Below are 18706 nucleotides of genomic sequence, written 5' to 3'. Positions count from 1 at the left end.
GCAGACAAAGCTGCTGCTTCATTTTGGTGAAGAATTCGACTGCCGAACAATTTGGTTTAATAAAATACTCGTTGATGGAAAATGAAAAAACCCTCCATCCGGTAAGAAACCGAAATGGAGGGGAGGGAATGTCGATTATTCGGCAGCTTTGATGTCGGTAATCGTCATTACAGTTGTCTCAGCGTCAAACTTCTCCTCCGTATAAGTGAAGGAAACGTCGGCATCTGTCGGAATTTTTCCGATTTGTGCCTGAGCTTCTTCGGACAGCTGGTACGAGACAGGTTGACCATTTACTTCGATTTCGGCGGTATGATTGTCCGCCAGTCCCGAGTAAGTGCCTTCGCCAGTTTGCTCGGCTGCCGCTGCAGGGCTATCCGTAGTACCGGTTGAACCTGCGGTTTCGCCGGAGTTCGTGCTGCCTGTAGAAGTATTATTTGTCGAACCCGAATTCGCAGCGCTGGAATCGGTCGAACCGCTTCCGTTGTCAGCCGGATCGGGATCGCCGGTCATGGTGTTCAGATCCGTGCTTTCTGTAGCCGTGCTGGCATCAGAGCCTTCCGCGGCAGCCTCCTCGTCGATCTCAATGTCGACTTCGCTGGTCGGATGAGCGTCGTTATCTTCTGCTGCCGGGATTTCCTCGATCGATTGTTCGGCGTTGGTTTGAGCATCGTTTGCTGCAGGTGAAGCAGCTTGGTCGTTTCCGCATGCAGCCAGTACGCCAGTTAGCATCAGCGTCAAAGCAAGAGCGGATAAAGATTTCATTTTAGTCATACAGTTAAACACCTCCGAATAGTTATACGTTGAAAAGTCTCAAAAGTTACTTGACCGGCGGCAGCTCCAAAATACGGAACACAGCCGATAGGCCGGGCTTACGGGAAGACCCCGAAAAAAGCTTACTATGTATTGTTACCCAAAAAGGACCCTCTGTGCAAACGAGCTGAATAGACAGACGCAGCAAAGCTGCATTTTACAGCATTTTTCATTAAACTCTTGCAAGGCGAAATCAATCTGTCTGAGCCGTCTTTGCATGCTTATCTCAAACGCTAACTATTATTAATAGAAGAAAAAATGAAATTTACACACTTGACCTTCTGATTGGGTACAATGATAGAGAGTATTTATTTATACCGATTGCCGGGCACCCCATAGGGTAAGGCAGTGCCGGGCAAGATCGAGAGGAGCGTTTTATTCATGACTCAAGAACAAAATCAGCAGCAACAGCAGCAGGTGCGCGAAGCCGCCGAGCTCGCCGCGCATTTCGACGTAACGGTAGAGCAGGCGAGAGAGATGCAGTTTTCGGAAGGACAGACGTTGATCTGGACAGAAGCATTCAAGCTGGACAGCTGGCTGATCTTGATGAAGCCGAGTGACAACCCACAGCAGCCGGAGCCTTTCTTCGGCAACGTAGACGGACACGGTTGGGCTTTCTTGTTTACGGACCCTATGCATGCTCAGGTATTCGGCCGCAACAACAATCTGGTCACAGGCGGAGGCAATGTCCTGATCGCCAAGATGAAGGTGGAAGCGATGATCGCTTGGCTGGAGGAAATCGGCCAGTCGGGACTCTACGGCGTACGCTTTAACGAAGGCGAAAACGGATGGTTCACACCGGTGGACAGCCTGCGCGCGATGAAAGAGTATGTGGAGATGGCAGCGAGACAGGGCGGGGAAACGGAATAACGAGAGTTTTGGCTTCGTAAGCTGCAAAGTCGCTGAGCTGTCGGTTTCGTCTAAGAATATTGAGAGCTATTGGATGAAAGAAGAAGCGCACAGGGAGAACGATCTTATTCCTTGCGCTTCTTTATGTTGTCCTTCCATTTATCCTTTTAAGACGCACATTGTTTGAAGCTCCTTTCACCTATGCCCACATTTTTCTGTCCGATATTTTAGGGTATCATATAGAGGACTATTTACCGGATACCGCGAAATGAGAAAGCGCAGAAATGGGCGGTATGCGCAGACGTACCGAACGCAGCGAAAAAGAGACATGCAGAGGAGTGAACGTTATGGGCAGCGCCCTTGAAGAAATACGTGCTTATATGGCAGGCGAGGAAGACGGTGAAGACTTTTCCGGACTTGGGGACGGAGAACTGCCGATCTGGCTGCAAATTCTGGCATCCGCGGAAGAATACATCGTCAATTACGAGCGAATCGGATCGATCGGCGAGCTGGAGCAGCTGAATCCGGTATTGGCCTATGTAGAACGCAGTCTCGATATTTTACACAGCCTGCATCTGTCATTCTGGATGAAGGAGCTGCTGGAAGAAGTGCTGGCCTGGAGCGAAACGGCGAAGGGTGGAACCCGGCTGGACCGGATCGGCTGGCAGCGTCAAGGGATTAACGTATTTGTACATAACGAAGGATCGGCGGACCTGTATTTGGCCAAGTCACAGGGAGGCATGGGTGACCGCGAGCGTCTGACTGCGCTGCTGATTCGTACGCACGGTTTGCTCGGGCAGTATTTGCGCGGTGAAGTGCCATTCGCGGCCAATCTGCCGCTGCGCGGACCGGTCGACGAAGGACTGCTGACCGAAACCGAGCTGGCCCGGCTGCTTATGGCACTGAACCGCTGCGTCATCGGCGCCGTATCCGAAGAATTATGGCAGTCGGTCGAGCCCGATCTTGAACACTGCGTACTGCATATCTCGCTCGGAACGGTACCAAAAGACGATGGATTGACTGCTCGATTGCGCAGGCTGCGGGCGGATTCGATTCGGCGCGGCGAAGATTTCGACAGCGAACTGGAGACGATGGAAGAACGGCTCAAAGCCGCAGGCGCTCAAGGTGGATTGCAGGAAGCTTTCGCTCGTCTGGAAGACAAAACGCTGTGGTACGTAGAGGCGGCGCTGAGCGAATTTTCGCTGGAGGAGTTCGTCAAGGTAATGCTGCTGGCGCTGCAGGGCGCAGAAGAAGGTCAGGGAGCCCGCCATATCAGCTTTGAGCGTCTGATGCACGGACTGTACTACGACTACAAGGGCGTCAAGAAGATCAATCTGTACAAGAAGCGAATTATCGAAAAATATTTGCGCGAGCTGGATTGGGCATCGGCGCTTCAAGGCGGAAGTCATATCGGCAGCCCCCATCTTCGTCACCGAACAACGAGGGAGAAGAGCAATAACGATACGTGTTTCTTCAGCTTCCTCTTTTCTCCAGCGGCGGAGAAGCTGATCGATTTCTGCGTCGAAGCCGAGAAATCGCCGCTGTACGAACGGGCCGTGCTCATGCTGATGGATCTGTTCGATCTGCGGCGCGACGCGTACGACCGGTTTCACAACGAAGATGATTATTTAGAGACGATGAACGGTTCGGCGGACGACAAAAAGATTCTGCTGCCTTTCATTGTCGGATCGCGTGTACTTGATATCGGTCCGGGCGGCGGGGTAATGCTGGATCTGATCGAACAGGAACTGCCGGACAAGGAAGTTATCGGAGTCGATATCAGCGAAAATGTGATTGAGGCGCTGGAGCGGCGTAAACGGTTGGAAGGTCGTACATGGTGGGTGCTGAAAGGTGATGCGCTTCATTTGTCCGATACGATTCCTTCAGGCAGTATCGATACGGTCATTTTCTCTTCCATTTTGCACGAGCTGTATTCCTATATTCCGTTTAACGGCAGAAAGTTCAATCTCGACACGGTGCGGGCGGCGCTGCGAAGCGCGTTCGAATTGATTCCCGCCGGAGGCCGCATCCTGATCCGGGACGGTATCATGACCGAGCCGAGGGAGCAGATGCGCCGTCTAATCTTCACCGATCCGGAAGACCTGCGCTGGCTGGAACGTTATGCCGACGACTTCGCGGGACGAAAGATTGCTTACGAGCAGTTGGGCCCCAGCGAGGTGCGGATGCCGGTTAACGATGCAATGGAATTTCTGTACACGTACACTTGGGGCGAAGAAGCATACGTACACGAAGTGCAGGAGCAGTTCGGGTATATGACGCTGCCTGAGTACGAAGCCTGTATCGGGGAATTGTTCGGGGAACAGGTGAAGATCTTATTCAGCCGATCCTTCCTGCAGCCGGGATACACACTTGCGCTGCAGGGGAAGGTGCGGGTCATGGACGATGCAGGGAAAGAGATTCCGCTGCCGCACAGCACATGCATAATCGTGATCGAGAAGACGGGGAGCGTATAAGCGTTCTTTTTACCGAAATTCGGGACAATAGCGTTTCTGGATGCAACCTCCGGCCCTGCAAGCCGTAAGTAACGGGTAACCATAGGCGTAGACGGAGATTCAGATGGAGACGCAGATCGAGATTCAGACTGAGACCAAAGACAGGGACATATGTTCAAAGGAATGCGCCGTTCGGAAACGTGCAGCGTGCAGAGCGATGAATATGGAAGATTGGTTAGATGGAAGAGTAATTAAGCGGATTTTCGGACAAATGAAAGTCTGCGATCAGTTTAAGGAGGTTCACTTATGCCAAAATGGGCAAAAATGGCGCTTTATCTGCTGATAGCGGCGATTCTGACGCGTTTGATTCCTTTTTCATCGCTGTTTCGCAATCTGAACACAATGATCCACGAATTCGGCCATGCGGTCGTGGCGCTCGCTACATCGGGTCAGGTATCGGGCATTGATTTGAACGCCAACCACAGCGGAGTAACTTACGTTACGACCTATTCGACCTGGAGCTCCATTCTGGTCTCGTTGGCCGGATATACGTCCGCTTCGCTGTTCGCGGTACTGCTGTTCTACGGATATTACAAACGTCAGCAGAAGCAGGGACTAATCATTATGACGGCTGTGGCGCTGATCATGCTAATCATGTACGTGCATCAAGGATTCGGCTTGATCTGGCTGATCGGATTTATCGCGCTGAATGCGGTGATGTATTTTGCTGCCTGGGAGCCGCTGTGCAATTTCTATTATTTGCTGCTGTGTTTCCTGACGCTGGAAGAGTCGATCTTCAGCTCGCTGTACCTGGCATGGCTGTCGGTAACGTCTCCGAGGTCAGCCGGGGATGCGGCGCTGCTGGCGCAGACTACTTTCGTACCGGCGATCGGCTGGTCGATTCTGTTCGTGGCGTTCTCGCTGCTGTGTGCCAGCTGGGCACTCCGGCTGTTTGCCAAAAGTCGGGAGAGCCGCTCGGCGGGCCGTCATTCGAACAGTGGATCGCGCCGGGCGAAAAAGATACGGGTATAGCGCGCTAGAGTCGGAGTTGAGATAAAAGTATCAGAGCAATGTATCGCCAAACGATTTAACCGATCCAAATAATCCAAACGATCCAAATGATTGATGAACGTTTTGCCTGTCTGCCCATGATGGGGTAGGGAGCGTCTGAGAAGCGCACCTTGGGGTATAAAACATTTACTTGAGCGAAAAAAGGATAAGGAGGTAGGCAAAGATGGAGGACAAAAAAAGCTGGCTCAACCGTGCAGCCGATTACGGAAGAGACAAACTGGGCAAAGGTGTGCAGGGCCGCGATAGTGGGCAGAATGCAGAGCCGGGAGCGGCATCCGCAGCGGCAGCCGAGCCGAAAAATGCGGAAGAGCTGAACGAACGCATCAAAGGTTACGGCAAGGAGTACTCGGACAAATCGTTCTGGGACAAGATCAAGCGATTCGGCAAAAAAGCGGGTGTCAAAGTCGTATACGCGGCGCTGCTGCTGTTCTACACGCTGAAAGACGCAGACGTCCCGCCGTGGGCGAAATCTGTCGTTATTGGCGCGCTGGCATACTTTATTTCGCCGATTGATCTAATTCCCGATTTCCTCCCGGTTGTCGGCTATACGGACGACTTCGGTACGCTGCTGGCGGCGATCGCCGTCGTAGCCAAATATATCGACGACGAATCGCGCGGCAAAGCCCGGGCCAAGCTGGTGGCTTGGTTCGGAGAGAGTGCGACGCTGGGCTTGGGCGAAGTAGAAGCAAAGCTGACGAAATAGGATTTGAGAGAGAAGAAAAATGAGTGTAAAAAGCTTGAAGAACCGACACAGTCGGTTCTTTTTTGTGAGAAGGAGAATTTTTGGCCAACTTATTTCACCATTGCTGCACAAGCACCCGATATTACTTTGGAAGAAAGCATCTTGACTCCCTTGGAATCAGTGAAATGATAAAGAGTGTTGTAGGCATAGAAAAAGACGGTCTGAGCCGTCTTTTTCTATGTTTTATCGGTTAGAGCTTGTATTCCCAGCGCGAGCGATCCGGCAAGACCGGCGTTATCGCCGAGTCCCGGCGGTACGATATAGCTATCCAGATCGTCCAGAACAGAAGAGGCAACGTAACCGTTCAGATTCCGGAACACTTTCTCTCGGATCAGCGGGAACAGCTGATTCTGGTGCATAACGCCTCCGCCGAGAATAACTTTCTTCGGCGACAGCAGCAGGATGGCGCTCGTAATCGCTTCGGCCAGATAATGGGCTTCCATCTCCCAAGCCGGGTGATCTTCCGGCAGGCTGTCGCCACCTTGGCCCCAGCGTTTGGCAATCGCCGGACCGGCGGCCATGCCTTCCAGGCAGTCGCCGTGATAAGGGCATGCGCCTTCGAATTTATCGTCCTGATGGCGTCGCATCAGGACGTGCCCGCCTTCGGGATGCACGAGGCCGTGCACCAACTGTCCGCCGGTGTACACGCCAACCCCAATGCCAGTGCCCACCGTATAATAGATACAACTGTCCAAGCCTTGAGCCGCTCCCCAGCGCGCTTCGCCGAACGCCGCCGCATTGACGTCGGTATCGAAACCGGCCGGAACGTTCAGCGTCTTTTTCAAATGTCCGAGCAGGTCGTAATTGGCCCAGCCCGGCTTTGGTGTCGTCGTGACGTGACCGTAGGTCGGACTCTGTGGATCAAGATCAAGCGGGCCGAATGAGCCGACACCCAGTGCTTCGATATTTTTATCTGCGAAGTAGGCGGCGGCACGTGCTGTCGTTTCCTCCGGTTCCTGCGTAGGGAAGCTGATCCGGTCCAGAATTTCCCCGTTTTCACTGCCGATCCCGCAGACGAATTTCGTTCCGCCCGCTTCAATTGCTCCAATGATCATTAATGTTCCTCCTTATGGACGATCTCTTATATTTGTACCCATTCCCAGCGATATGCTATTTTAAAATGGAATATTGAAAGCGTTATCTAAGGGAGGGGTGAGAGAATGAATAGAAATGATGATCTGGATAGAAATGATTACGTAAATCGAAACGATGGTGTAAACAGAAACGTTCATGCAGACAGAAATGCTCATGTAGACAGAAACGTTACCAAAGTTATCGAACTCAACGGAAGCTGGCGAATCAAAGATTTTGCTCCGGGAACAATCTCTTCGCAGGAAAATGCGGCGCCCATGCTGGACGACCGCTATTGGATGACGGCCAGCGTACCGGGTGATGTGCACAGTGCGCTGACGGAACGCCGGATTATCGATCCTCCGTATTTTGGACATAACGATCTCAAAAGCCGCTGGATTGAGGAACGTGAATGGTGGTACCGCCGTGGGTTCGAGTATAGTGGAGAGCTGACTGGGGAACAGGGCGAGCGTTTTGAGCTGACATTCGAAGGGCTGGATACATTCGCAGCGATTTTCGTCAATGGACATGAAATCGGCACGTCGCGCAATATGCTGATGCCGCATACGTTCGATGTGAGCAGAGTGATCCGCTCCGGTTGGAACATGATTGCCGTTCGTTTCGATCCGCTGCTTCCGCATCAGAAGGACAAAGAACGATTCGATTGGTCCTCATACACGAAAGAGCGGCCATGGCTGCGCAAAGCGGCTATGAATTTCGGCTGGGACTGGGGGCCTCGTCTGGTCACGGTCGGGATCTGGGGAGGCGTAAGTCTGAAGCGGCATGTGTATGCCAAAATCGAAAGCGTATTCGCTCAGACGCTGTTGATCGACGATCAAGGAGCACAGCTTGCGATATCGGCGGATATTCTAACCTATCGAGGGATGCCGGATGTGACGCTGAAGCTTAAGCTGATGCTTACGGACGAGAACGGGCGCCGTGTATACGAAGCGGAAGTAGAGGAAGAGAGAACAGGGTGCGGAACGGGAATTGAGGAAAACATGAGGTATGTGGAAGACGGTGCAGCTTTGGAACGCATACCGGGTTCGAGTTCAGCGAAAGCCGAAACTAAAAGCAAGATAGAAAAGGGGATTAGAAGCAGCGGCCGTCGGAGCCTAAATCCTTCCGCCAGCCCGATCACACCGGGCCGACGCTCCGTGCTGCGGCGCACAGCTTCGTTCCGAACTGCAGCCGTGCTGCCCAATCCGAAACTGTGGTGGACGCACGATCTGGGGAAGCCGCATCTGTATACGCTGACGACCGAACTGTATGCGGGAGACGAGCTGATTGACACGGCAGTCCAGGCAGTCGGCGTGCGTACAATCGAACTGCGGACGAAAGACGAAGAGGGCCGCGCGGCGTTTCGCTTTTTCCTGAACAATAAACCGGTCTATGCACGGGGCGCCAACTGGATTCCCGCGGATAACATGATCGGGGCAATTCCGGATTCGCGTTACCGTGAACTGATTGCTCTCTCGGCAGAAGGCAGGATGAATATGCTGAGAGTCTGGGGCGGCGGAATTTATGAAAAAGACATCTTCTACGATGAATGCGATCGGTGCGGCGTATTGGTCTGGCAGGATTTCGCTTTTGCTAATGCGCTGTTCCCTGACTTCAATGCCGACTTTATGGACAATGTGCGCGCCGAAGTTGAAGCCAACGTCAAAAGGCTGCGCGGGCGCCCCTCGCCTGCGCTTTGGTGCGGCAATAATGAGATTGACTGGCTGTACGACATGAAGAGTGCGAGTGGAGATATTAGGAGCGACTTCTACGGCGAACTCATCTACCATGAGCTGATTCCGGAAGTGCTGGAGCTGCTTGATCCGAATCGTCCGTACTGGCCTTCTTCGCCTTACGGCAGAGATGGTACGCAGGACGACAACGATCCGGAAACCGGCGACCGGCATAACTGGCAGGTATGGCACGGGTCCGTCTATCCGAGGGAATTCGGCGAAGCGCCGATTCTGGACTACAGCATACAGGGTGTGACGTTCAAAAATTATAAGAAAGATATGGCGCTGTTCAGCAGTGAATTCGGCATGCATGCTTCGGCCAACCGCTACACCTTGGAGAAAAACATGCCGGAGGACAGCCTGGTCTGGGGCGGAGAAGAGATGGCCTACCGCAACAAAGACACCAATCACCGTAAAGGCATTCTGCTGATGGAAGGATACACCGGCATTCCGCGCGACATCGAAGAGTACATGAACTTCTCGATGCTCACCCAGGCGGAAGGGCTGAGATACGGCGTGGAACATTATCGGCGCAACCCTCGCAGCGGAGGCAGTCTGATCTGGCAGCTCAACGACAGTTGGCCGGGTACAAGCTGGTCGATGATCGATTACGAACTGCTGCCGAAAGCTTCGTATTACTATGCCAAAAAGTTCTACGCACCGCTGCTGCTGTCGCTCGAATATGAGCCCGGCGAGCCGCTGCGGATCTGGGCGGTCAACGATGGACTGGAAGCGGTAGAGGTCGAAGCGGTCATGGAAGTGTGGCGGTTTGGCGGTGAGAAGGTCGGAGAATATCTCTTCCGTTCGGACGGTGGGATACACGGTCCGGCGCTGCTCGGAGAAGTGAGCGAGATCGAAGCGCTGAAGGGCGGCTCGGCGGAGGAGACGGCGGTGCGGCTGCGTTGGATCAAAGTTCGCGACGAAGCAGCCAAGGGCAGGGAGCGGGAGTATGAAGAGTGGAGCGAAGGGATGCAAAGGGACACAGCAGAAACCGCATCCAAAGAGATGAAACCGGCAGATTCAGTTAAGCAGCCGGAACAAATCTATATGCTTCGCGATCAGCGGGAACTGAAGCTGGGCGAAACCGTACTGGAGTGGAAAGCTGCAGAAGCTATAGCGAAAATAACGACACAGACATGTCCGATAGCGATCACGATCCGGGCTTTCGGCTCGCTGGCCCGTATGGTGAAGCTTGAGCTGCCGCTGGGCCGGGTGTGTTTCAGCGACAACTTTTTCGATCTGCTGCCCGGCGAGAGCCGGATAGTGCAGCTGGATATGCTGGACGGATCGCCGCTGCCAATTGAGTTTGTACGGGAGAAATTGCGGGTGAGCGCGATCAACTCGGTGGAAAGTGGCAGACAGGATACGGCACAATAATAAGAATGATAAAATAATAAGGACGACAAAACACGCTCCCACAGATGTGTGGGAGCGTGTTTTTGACGGTTGGATCATCGATTTATACGGGATTTACACTTTGTCGCCCCATTCGTCGGGAGAGATTTCAATCGTTACGCCTTCCATGTGCCTGCGCTTCATTTTATGGCGTTTCTTGCGGTTTTCTTTGGAGTCGAACACGATGCTGAGGTCATAGTCTTCCGGATACAGCGACTCGCGCGGAATATGCGGCTGCAGACGTTTTCGGGCGATCCGGAACTTTTTGCCCTGAATCTGTACGCCGATTGTGCCCATGCCGTCTTCTTCGGAATAGACGATGCCTGTCTTGCCCAGATAGGGAACACTTACGCTGTCGCCGATTCGGAAGGCTGCGGGTTTGTCGGAGCCCTCCCCGTCGTCTTCCGTTTGCGAAGAAGGGGACGAGGGAGGATCAATAGGGCGAAGCGAAGCACCTGGAAGCAGTGAGAGGTCTTCGGCCGTGTCGGGTAAGCTTGCAGCGGTTTCTACCACCGCCGTATTGAGCGAGCCTGTAGGGGATTCCATCGCATCAAAGCAAGACGCGTTGGACTTCTCTGTGTCGGTGCCTGCTGCATCGGAGCCATTTGCACCGGACTTTGCAGCACCGGGCCCTGCAGCATCGGAGCTCAGCGCATCCCCATCCGGTGCATCCGCCAATCTTTCTGCCATTAATACTGCAGTCCTGTCCGTTCCTTTTTGCGTCAGCTCTTCTGCCCGCCGAGTGATAGCATCCGGAATACCGAGTTTCTTCGCAATCGCGAAGGCATAGCTGCGTCCGGCTTCGCCGATCGTCAGCCGGTAGAGCGGCTGAAGCGTCTCGGCGTCGAATTCCATACGGGCGTTCTCGCAGCCCGGCATTGCGGAAGCGAAATTCTTGATCTCGGTAAAATGGGTTGTGACCACAACGCAGGAGCCGCGCCGATGCAGCTCTTCCAGAACGGCGATTGACAATCCGACGCCTTCGCCGGGATCGGTACCGGAAGCCATCTCGTCGATCAAGACGAGGGTACGGCGGTTGGCCGTTTCCAGAATGCCTTTGACCCGGCGAATATGCGCCGAGAAGGTACTGAGCGCCTGCTCGATACTCTGTCCGTCGCCGATATCGGCTTCAATACCGGTGAAGACGGATAGTTCACAGCCTTCTTCAACAGGAACCAGCAGGCCCGACTGGGCCATCAAGGTAAGTAAACCTACTGTCTTAAGCGCCAGTGTCTTGCCGCCGGTATTCGGACCGGTCACGATCAGCATACGGAATCTTCCGCCCAATTCGAAATTCAGCGGGACCATCTTCGATCCCATCAACGGATGGCGCGCACCGCGCAGAGTCAACCGGCCGTGCTCGTTCAGCTTGACGTTGACGGCATTTATGGCCAGCGCATAGCGCGCCTTGGCAAACAGGAAGTCGTATTCGCCGACCAGCTCTGCATTGAGACGCAGTTCTTGACCAAATCCTTCGGCAAGGCCAGTCAGTTCGCTGAGAATCTTGGTCTCTTCTCGGGCCTCTTCAGCGCGCAGCAGCTCCAATTCGTCGTGGAACTGCCGGATCTCTTCCGGCTCGATATAGACGGTCTGACCGCTGGACGACTCGTCCAGTACGCTGCCTTTGACCAGCTTCCGGTACTCTTTGCGAACCGGTATGGCTGAACGTCCGCCCCGCTGCACAGCCAGGCTCTCCTGCAGAATAGAGCGATGCTTGGCCATCAGTTCGGCCATGCGGCGGGAACTACGTTCTTCAACAGTCGCCATGCGGCGGCGAACTTTGGATAGTTCGCGGCTGGCAGAGTCCAGCACGCGGCCGCTTCGGATGCAGCGTTCGATCTCCTCGCGCAGCCGCTCGAGCCGGTGCATGCCAGAAGCATAGGCGGCTGCATTCGGTGCCCAATCAGCCTTGGTGCGCATATAATCGATCAACTGCGCACAGCTGTGCAGAAATTGATGCAGATGCATAAAGTCCTGTTCCTGGAACACGTAACCCGAGCCGAGCAGATCCAGAATCTGTTCCATGCCGGTCAGCGACGGCAGAGGAATGCTGGCTCCGCGGCGAAGTACGCCGGCGGCTTCATCCGTTTCGTCCAACCGGCGCCGCAGCATGCGGGCATCGGCGGAAGGAGTCAGAGCAGCGATATGCCGCCTGCCGAGGTAAGAAACGGCGTAGGCGGACAGTTCCGTTTTGACGCGCTTGTATTCGAGGCGTTCGAAGGTTTGCGGATTAATCGTTGAATGTGTGTTCATGATAAATCTCTCCTTGTTCATTGAATTAGAGACAGCCGGAAAATGAAAAAAGACGAAAAAAAGCCGATTCAGTCGGCTGTTCGAAATCGAAAATTCCGATTCCCGAACAGCCTCAGATCAGCTTGTTTCCGTCTCCCAAGGTTTGGTTCCGGCGCTTCCCGCACCTCATGAGCTGTACTTGCGCACAGCCTACGGACACCCAATACGCCCGCTCCCCGAGTATCCTGCCGCCTTCCGCCGCTTATCACACGGCAGACATCTGCCGCGCCGTGAAGCCCTGTGCAGCTGCCTGCATCGGCTTCACAGCGCAGCAAATGCCAAAAAGGCCGCGCTTCAGCAACAGCGCGGCCATAGAACTCAAAAGGATAGATTGAACCTACCTTAAGTTTATGGAGAAATGATTCGCTGTTCTTAACTGAATTCCGGACAGCTTCAAATTAGACATCGCAAATAAAACCGTTTGGACGATTATTTTCGCGTCTTCTAGTGAATGCTATCCCTTATGGAATTGATTAGTTAAGAACATACCCCGTCATCAAAATTTCCCCTTTTCACTCAAAGTTATCCTTATCATAAAACCGTCCGCATATCCAGTCAAGTCCGAAATGCCAAAAGGCGTACGGTTCGTAATCCCTTACGGAATCGCGAAACTGTACGCCTTTTGCAAAACAAAGTTAACGAAAAGCTCTGAGCCTTATACAAGACTAAGACAAGGCTGTAGAACACTTCGAGAATGCCAAGCTTATTGATGCTCGTCAGCGTATGTTTCAACTGCCTAACTTATGCGTCTTCGTCGGTATGGACTTCGTCTTTGTAGCCGGCGTCCATCTCCGAGTCAATCAGATTCTCCTGCACTTCATCGGGAAGCGAACCCGGGAAGGAGCCTTCGCGGAACATTCCGCCCTCTGGGTCGGTGTCGCGTTCGGTTACCAGGTCGTCCTGCGGGTCGGTATTGCGTTCGGTCTCGCGGTTGCCGTCACTGATTAGCGGACGTGCAGCATCTTCCGATTCGGCCGCCAGTGCGCGACGACCTTCATCACCGCCGGCTCCGTTCAACAGATCGGTGCCGTGAGGTTCATCCTGCACAGGAGAGGCAGGATCAATCGGGCTGTCCGGATGCAGGTCGTCTGCGTCCGCCACGTCCTCCAGCAGCGGTTCGCTGACGACAGGATCTTCTTCCGTACGGTTCGGGTAAGCTTCAGGATCGGTCACGGCGTGATCGATTTCCGGAGCTCCTTGCTGCACAGTGTCAACGTATTCTATTTCTTCCGAAGGAATATCACTTTTTGTATGATCGTCCTCGGAGAGCTCGTAGCGTTTATAAGCTCTATCGGATTCATTGGGTGGTTGAAAGACCATCGTTATCCTCTCCTTCTGTTGTTCGTTATGCGTTCTTGCCTAACTTTACCCGAAAGAAGAACATCGGAATCGCCCAGCTTGTAAGCTTGTAAAAAGAGACGGCTTATCAATAAAAAGAAATTGAAAATTTTGCGGTGCTTACAAACATGGCAGGAGAGCATAACCATAATATTTCTTATATAGGGGCGTTTTTCCGAGCTTGCTGCGCTAAATGGGCTTAGACGGTGCTTGAACCTTCCAAAACGTCCAATGAACGATTGGAAGTTTTGATCCGGCAGGAGTAGAATAAACAGGTTAAAAGAAGCAGAGTGTTGCAGCGTGCGATTGGGCCGACGGAGGTATCACACGTATATAGGCAGGCGTTGAATTTGGCAGAGCGACAAGCAATTTTTCCGATAAGTTTCCTGGTGGGCAGCAGGGGACAATATATGAAAAAAGAGACTGCCGCTTTGGAAGCGAAGGGATGTGCTGGCGATGGAGTTTTCATGGAAGAAAAATCTGGTCGTACTATGGGCCGGCGTGTTTTTTTGCAGTATGGCTTATTCAATCTCAATTCCTTTTCTGCCGATTTTTATGCATACCGAACTTGGCGTCGGGGAGAGATACTTATCGATTTGGGCTGGACTGGCTTTTGGCATTACGTTTCTGTCGAGCGCGCTAATCTCGCCTTTCTGGGGATCGCTTGCGGACAAATATGGGCGCAAGCCGATGTTGGTTCGTTCCGGCTACAGTCTGGCCGTGCTGTACTTCATTAACTATTTTGTGCAGGACCCGATTCAACTGGTCACACTGCGACTGCTTCAAGGTCTGCTTGCCGGCTTTATTCCCGCAGCGATTGCGCTGGTAGGCACAAATACACCGGAAGAAAAAAGCGGCTATGCTCTTGGCGTCATGTCGACGGCCACCGCTTCAGGTACCATCATCGGGCCTCTTCTCGGTGGTTTGATTAGTTTCACAATCGATAACCGAAGTGCCTTTCTGTTCTCGAGCGGTGTTGTATTGATCTCGGCGCTCGTTGCGACCTTTTTGGTGCACGAGAAGGAATTCAAGCGTCCCAAAGTTCGTTCCAGAATCCGGGACGACCTGAAGCAGGCGGCGGGTATTCCATTGTTCTTCGCGCTGCTGGGCCTTGTGGCAATGAGCAATTTTTCGGTCATGATTCTTGAGCCGCTGCTTACCATCTATGTGCAGGGGATGGGAGTCTCGTCCGACCGGACCTCGTTGATCGCGGGCATTATTTTCTCGGCTGTCGGTGTGGCTACGGTCATTATGGCGCCGCGCTGGGGCAGGATCGGCGGAAAGATCGGCTACGGCAAAGTATTGATGATCGGTCTAATCGGCGGCGCTGTCGGCAATCTGCTGCAGTTTTTCGTTACGGGTTATGTAGGTTTCGGTATTCTGCGATTCGTTTACGGTCTATTCTTTGCAGGCGTATTCCCGGCTGTTAACGCCATGATCGTTCAGGTGACCAATCCGGAATTCCGCGGCCGTGCATTTGGTCTGAGCCAGTCGGCGACACAGATCGGCACGATGGCTGGCCCTCTGATCGGCGGCATTCTCGGAGCTTTTATGCCGATTCATTGGATCTTCGTTGTCAACGGGATTGCGCTCTTGATCTGCGCGTTTATTGCCCACTACAAGAAGATTGACCAGACTGTTCCGTTTCGGCGTACAGTTGCTGTCGACGTCAAACCGGAATAAGGGAAAATGCGCCCAGCCGCAGACAGTTGACAAGATGGACGCTTCGTCTTACCATTACCGAAGGCTGCGCCGCATTCCGTTAATCGGTTGGAAGCGCCGTCAAGAACGAATGCCCGCTGCAGGTGCGATATACGCCGCAGCGACTGTATGTAAGTCATCCAATAAGCTTGATCCAATAGGCTTAAATAGATCCAGGAGGCGTGTGCGAAATGACGATACCTAAAGTTTTGACGATTGCTGGTTCCGATACGAGCGGAGGGGCAGGCATCCAGGCCGACCTGAAGACGTTCCAGGAATTGAATGTATATGGAATGACCGCATTAACCTGCATTGTGACGATGAACCCGGAGCGGTGGAGTCACAATGTTACACCGATGTCGGCCGAACTGCTGGAGAGCCAGCTCGATACCGTGTTGAACGGTATTGGCGTGGCTTCAGCGAAGACAGGCATGCTCAGCACAGTGGAAATCATTGACGCGGTAGCACGCAAGATCGAAGAACGGCCGCTTCAACATTTTGTCGTTGATCCGGTTATGATCTGCAAAGGCGAGAACGAGGTGCTGAACCCGGATACAGCCGAAGCGATTCTTGAAAAGCTGGTACCGAAAGCAACAGTTGTAACACCAAATCTGTTTGAAGCCTCCCAGCTTGCGAAGACAGCGCCGATCCATACGGTTGAAGATATGAAAGAAGCCGCCGTCAAGATCCATGCACTCGGCGCCAAACATGTCGTCATTAAGGGCGGAGGAAAGCTGCTGCACGAGAAAGCCGTCGACCTGATTTATGATGGACAGGAATTCGAGCTGCTCGAATCTGAGCGCATCGAAACCAATTATATTCACGGTGCAGGCTGCACGTTCTCTGCGGCGATTACTGCAGAACTCGCCAAGGGAGCTAACGTCAGAACAGCAGTACAAAACGCCAAGGCATTTGTAACCACTGCGATTCGCCACGGCTTCCCAATCAACTCTTTTGTAGGACCTACGCTGCATGCCGCTCAACGTTTGTATCGCGATTAATAGCGAAATACGGAATTGCAGGCCTGCGCATAACCATGCATAACATAAAAAGACGAATTTCCGACAGCATAAGCTGAGGAAATTCGTCTTTTTTGAATAGAGCGTTTAAAGTCGCCCATTTTGCGTTTATTGGAACATCGGGAATACATAGCGAACCAGGAAATACAAAATGCCAAACGTAATAATATAAGCAGCGTATTTGATGAAAGTTGAAGCGACCAGGCTGGAATCCGATTTCAGGACGAAGATTGGCAGGGAAACGCGAAGCCTGCGGCGAATGTTGAGCCAAGCAGAAATTTATGTCAAAGCGGCTTCAGGGGGGCACGGATGAGAACTTTACCGAAAATGCTGGCTGTTTTGATTGGAGTGCTGGCTGTCGTTTTTTTGTGCATACAAGCATACCCGAAGCAGCAGAGTACAGCCGGGGCATTCGAAGTCGAAGAATGGCGATTTCTCTGGGATTCGTCAAAAGTTGATTCCATAGAAGCGCCGCCGGAACGCGTGCTTCATTCAAGTGACTGGGTAGTCATGGATCAGGGTATGATAACGCCTCCGAGACCGGCGGATGCAGTTTGGGCTTGGGTACAGATTGATATTCCGAAGCTTGACTGGCCGATTCCCGCCGTTCTAATCGAAAAAGCGTACGGGCGGGAAGTTGTCGTATATACCGAATACCGGGAACTGCTGGACTCACGTCGGCAGTACCGCTATGCGCTGAACGAACTGCTGCTGCCGCTGCGTGCCGAAGATGCCGGAGGCTCCATTTATATTCGGATGCAGGTTGCGGAAGAGAGGGCAGGCATCGTGCAGCATATCGCTTTCGGAAGCTTCTACGAATTGCTTAGCGTATATTTGTCCCAAGATATGCTGGATATTATGCTCGGTGGGGCATTTACGCTAATCGGTCTGGTTATGCTGATCTGTGCTGTTTTTCTTAATCGAGGATATTTAAAATCATGGCTGTCATTAAGCTTTGTTATTCTGTCGATCGGCCTGCTAGTCGTTTCTTACTCTCCGTTTTTATTTACGCTCTATCCGGACTACGGAGGTATTTTACAGCGGATATTCGATATGGCACTGTTTGCGGTGCTGCCCGCCTTCTTGTACTTTTTCCAAGCGATTTTCGGAAACGGGTACAAAAACTCTATCTTGTACTTAAGCCGATTTCAGTTGGGTTACTCGTATTTCTGTCTGCTGCTGTTGGTCGGGAATGTCTTTACGGACGAGCGCTATTTCTCCGTTTATTATTTCTTGACCACAACCTTTATCGGTATTCTTATGATTGTGGAATTGATCATGATGCTGGCCTCTTCGATCCTGTACAGTCTGCAGCGTAACAAGGATGCCTTGATTTTTAATGCCGGATTGATCATTTTTGCGGGAATTGGAATTTTTGAATTGGTCAGCTACTATGCGAGTAGGGAACAGTACAATTTATATTGGTGGAAGTGGGGAATGGTCGTTTTCGTTATCTCGCTGATCGTAGTGTTGGGCCGACGGTTTGTTGAGACGCATAATCAGGTGCTTCAGTACTCAAGAGAACTCGAGATGTTCAACAACGAACTGCAGCGTGCGGAAAAAATGGAGATTATTAGCGACTTGGCGGCTTCCGTTGCTCACGAGGTACGAAATCCGCTCCAAGTTACTCGGGGATTCCTTCAGCTGCTGGGCGAGCGTTCGGCCTCTTCGGAAAAAGCTTATATCAATATGGCATTAGATGAGTTGGACAGAGCTTCGGGCATTATTACAGACTTTCTGACTTTTGCCAAACCGGGAGCGGAAAGTATAAAGACGCTGTCCATTGCAGAGGAATTCCGGCATATCGAAGGCGTGCTGACGCCGCTGGCCAGTATTCATCACGGTCAAATCACACTTGATATCGATCCTGATTTGTATGTAAGGGGAAATTCATCGAAATTCAAACAAGCTTTTATCAATATGATCAAAAATAGCATCGAGGCATTTCAGGACGAAGGCAAAATCATAATTAAAGGTTGCAAGGAAAATGGAGAGATTGTGATCCGTATCCAAGATAATGGAGTAGGGATGGCACCGGAGGAGCTGAAGCGGCTCGGAGAGCCGTACTTCTCGAACAAGACAAAAGGAACGGGACTGGGACTCATGGTCACTTTCCGGATTATCGAAGCAATGCAGGGGACGTTAAAATTCGACAGCAAAAAAGGAACGGGAACCGAAGCGACGGTTCGTTTTCCGGAGGCCTCTGAATAAGAGGTCCGGTACGGACGCCGC

Annotated in this window: 12 protein-coding genes; 8 read left to right on the top strand and 4 right to left on the bottom strand. The window is 52.4% G+C overall.

The features are described from left to right. Nucleotides 1-135: 135 nt before the first annotated feature. Nucleotides 136-771 (bottom strand): hypothetical protein, encoded by a 636-nt coding sequence (locus F456_RS0105595; RefSeq protein WP_018976019.1) that lies wholly within the window; start codon nt 769-771, stop codon nt 136-138. A gap of 420 nt (nt 772-1191) precedes the next feature. Here F456_RS0105595 and F456_RS0105590 point away from each other — a divergent pair, with 420 nt between their 5' ends. The 4 genes from F456_RS0105590 to F456_RS0105570 all read left to right on the top strand — a co-directional run bounded on the left by F456_RS0105590 (nt 1192) and on the right by F456_RS0105570 (nt 5886). After that, on the top strand, nt 1192-1680 hold the full coding sequence (locus tag F456_RS0105590; RefSeq protein WP_018976018.1) for a hypothetical protein: 489 nt from the start codon (nt 1192-1194) through the stop codon (nt 1678-1680). A 263-nt stretch (nt 1681-1943) separates the two neighbouring features. After that, complete coding sequence (locus F456_RS0105585) at nt 1944-4133, top strand: class I SAM-dependent methyltransferase (protein ID WP_018976017.1); 2190 nt, start codon at nt 1944-1946, stop codon at nt 4131-4133. Between the two features lie 285 nt (nt 4134-4418). Further along, nucleotides 4419-5144: a M50 family metallopeptidase gene (locus F456_RS0105575; protein ID WP_026293674.1), complete on the top strand. Its 726-nt coding sequence runs from the start codon at nt 4419-4421 to the stop codon at nt 5142-5144. Between the two features lie 202 nt (nt 5145-5346). Continuing rightward, entirely contained in the window at nt 5347-5886 is a 540-nt protein-coding gene (locus F456_RS0105570) for a YkvA family protein (RefSeq protein WP_018976014.1), read from the top strand. 215 nt (nt 5887-6101) lie between these two features. Here the strand turns inward: F456_RS0105570 and F456_RS0105565 are convergent, their stop codons facing one another. After that, on the bottom strand, nt 6102-6980 hold the full coding sequence (locus F456_RS0105565) for an ROK family protein (protein WP_018976013.1): 879 nt from the start codon (nt 6978-6980) through the stop codon (nt 6102-6104). Between the two features lie 105 nt (nt 6981-7085). On the opposite strand from F456_RS0105565, the gene F456_RS21830 reads away from it, so the two are divergent. Then, the gene (locus F456_RS21830; protein WP_018976012.1) at nt 7086-10106 is read left to right on the top strand and encodes a beta-mannosidase; all 3021 of its coding nucleotides are present in this window, start codon (nt 7086-7088) and stop codon (nt 10104-10106) included. A 93-nt stretch (nt 10107-10199) separates the two neighbouring features. Here the strand turns inward: F456_RS21830 and F456_RS0105555 are convergent, their stop codons facing one another. After that, entirely contained in the window at nt 10200-12377 is a 2178-nt protein-coding gene (locus F456_RS0105555; protein ID WP_018976011.1) for an endonuclease MutS2, read from the bottom strand. 780 nt (nt 12378-13157) lie between these two features. Further along, nucleotides 13158-13736: a hypothetical protein gene (locus F456_RS24225; RefSeq protein ID WP_018976010.1), complete on the bottom strand. Its 579-nt coding sequence runs from the start codon at nt 13734-13736 to the stop codon at nt 13158-13160. Between the two features lie 474 nt (nt 13737-14210). Between F456_RS24225 and F456_RS0105545 the strand changes: the two genes are divergently transcribed. From F456_RS0105545 to F456_RS0105535, 3 genes are all read left to right on the top strand, one after another. After that, nucleotides 14211-15437: an MFS transporter gene (locus F456_RS0105545; RefSeq protein WP_040924989.1), complete on the top strand. Its 1227-nt coding sequence runs from the start codon at nt 14211-14213 to the stop codon at nt 15435-15437. A gap of 209 nt (nt 15438-15646) precedes the next feature. After that, complete coding sequence (gene pdxK, locus F456_RS0105540) at nt 15647-16456, top strand: pyridoxine/pyridoxal/pyridoxamine kinase (protein WP_018976008.1); 810 nt, start codon at nt 15647-15649, stop codon at nt 16454-16456. Between the two features lie 327 nt (nt 16457-16783). Beyond that, on the top strand, nt 16784-18685 hold the full coding sequence (locus F456_RS0105535; RefSeq protein ID WP_018976007.1) for a sensor histidine kinase: 1902 nt from the start codon (nt 16784-16786) through the stop codon (nt 18683-18685). Nucleotides 18686-18706 lie beyond the last annotated feature (21 nt).

This window comes from Saccharibacillus kuerlensis DSM 22868, assembly GCF_000378145.1.
Classification (GTDB): Bacteria; Bacillota; Bacilli; order Paenibacillales; family Paenibacillaceae; genus Saccharibacillus; species Saccharibacillus kuerlensis.
Note: the sequence above shows the minus strand (reverse complement) of the source record. Positions and strands in the feature narration are given on the sequence as shown.

What these genes read in the sequence shown, in the direction of transcription:
- F456_RS0105595 (WP_018976019.1), bottom strand. Translation starts at nt 771, where the DNA reads ATGACTAAAATGAAATCTTTATCCGCTCTTGCTTTGACGCTGATGCTA.
- F456_RS0105590 (WP_018976018.1), top strand. Translation starts at nt 1,192, where the DNA reads ATGACTCAAGAACAAAATCAGCAGCAACAGCAGCAGGTGCGCGAAGCC.
- F456_RS0105585 (WP_018976017.1), top strand. Translation starts at nt 1,944, where the DNA reads ATGGGCGGTATGCGCAGACGTACCGAACGCAGCGAAAAAGAGACATGC.
- F456_RS0105575 (WP_026293674.1), top strand. Translation starts at nt 4,419, where the DNA reads ATGCCAAAATGGGCAAAAATGGCGCTTTATCTGCTGATAGCGGCGATT.
- F456_RS0105570 (WP_018976014.1), top strand. Translation starts at nt 5,347, where the DNA reads ATGGAGGACAAAAAAAGCTGGCTCAACCGTGCAGCCGATTACGGAAGA.
- F456_RS0105565 (WP_018976013.1), bottom strand. Translation starts at nt 6,980, where the DNA reads ATGATCATTGGAGCAATTGAAGCGGGCGGAACGAAATTCGTCTGCGGG.
- F456_RS21830 (WP_018976012.1), top strand. Translation starts at nt 7,086, where the DNA reads ATGAATAGAAATGATGATCTGGATAGAAATGATTACGTAAATCGAAAC.
- F456_RS0105555 (WP_018976011.1), bottom strand. Translation starts at nt 12,377, where the DNA reads ATGAACACACATTCAACGATTAATCCGCAAACCTTCGAACGCCTCGAA.
- F456_RS24225 (WP_018976010.1), bottom strand. Translation starts at nt 13,736, where the DNA reads ATGGTCTTTCAACCACCCAATGAATCCGATAGAGCTTATAAACGCTAC.
- F456_RS0105545 (WP_040924989.1), top strand. Translation starts at nt 14,211, where the DNA reads ATGGAGTTTTCATGGAAGAAAAATCTGGTCGTACTATGGGCCGGCGTG.
- pdxK (WP_018976008.1), top strand. Translation starts at nt 15,647, where the DNA reads ATGACGATACCTAAAGTTTTGACGATTGCTGGTTCCGATACGAGCGGA.
- F456_RS0105535 (WP_018976007.1), top strand. Translation starts at nt 16,784, where the DNA reads ATGAGAACTTTACCGAAAATGCTGGCTGTTTTGATTGGAGTGCTGGCT.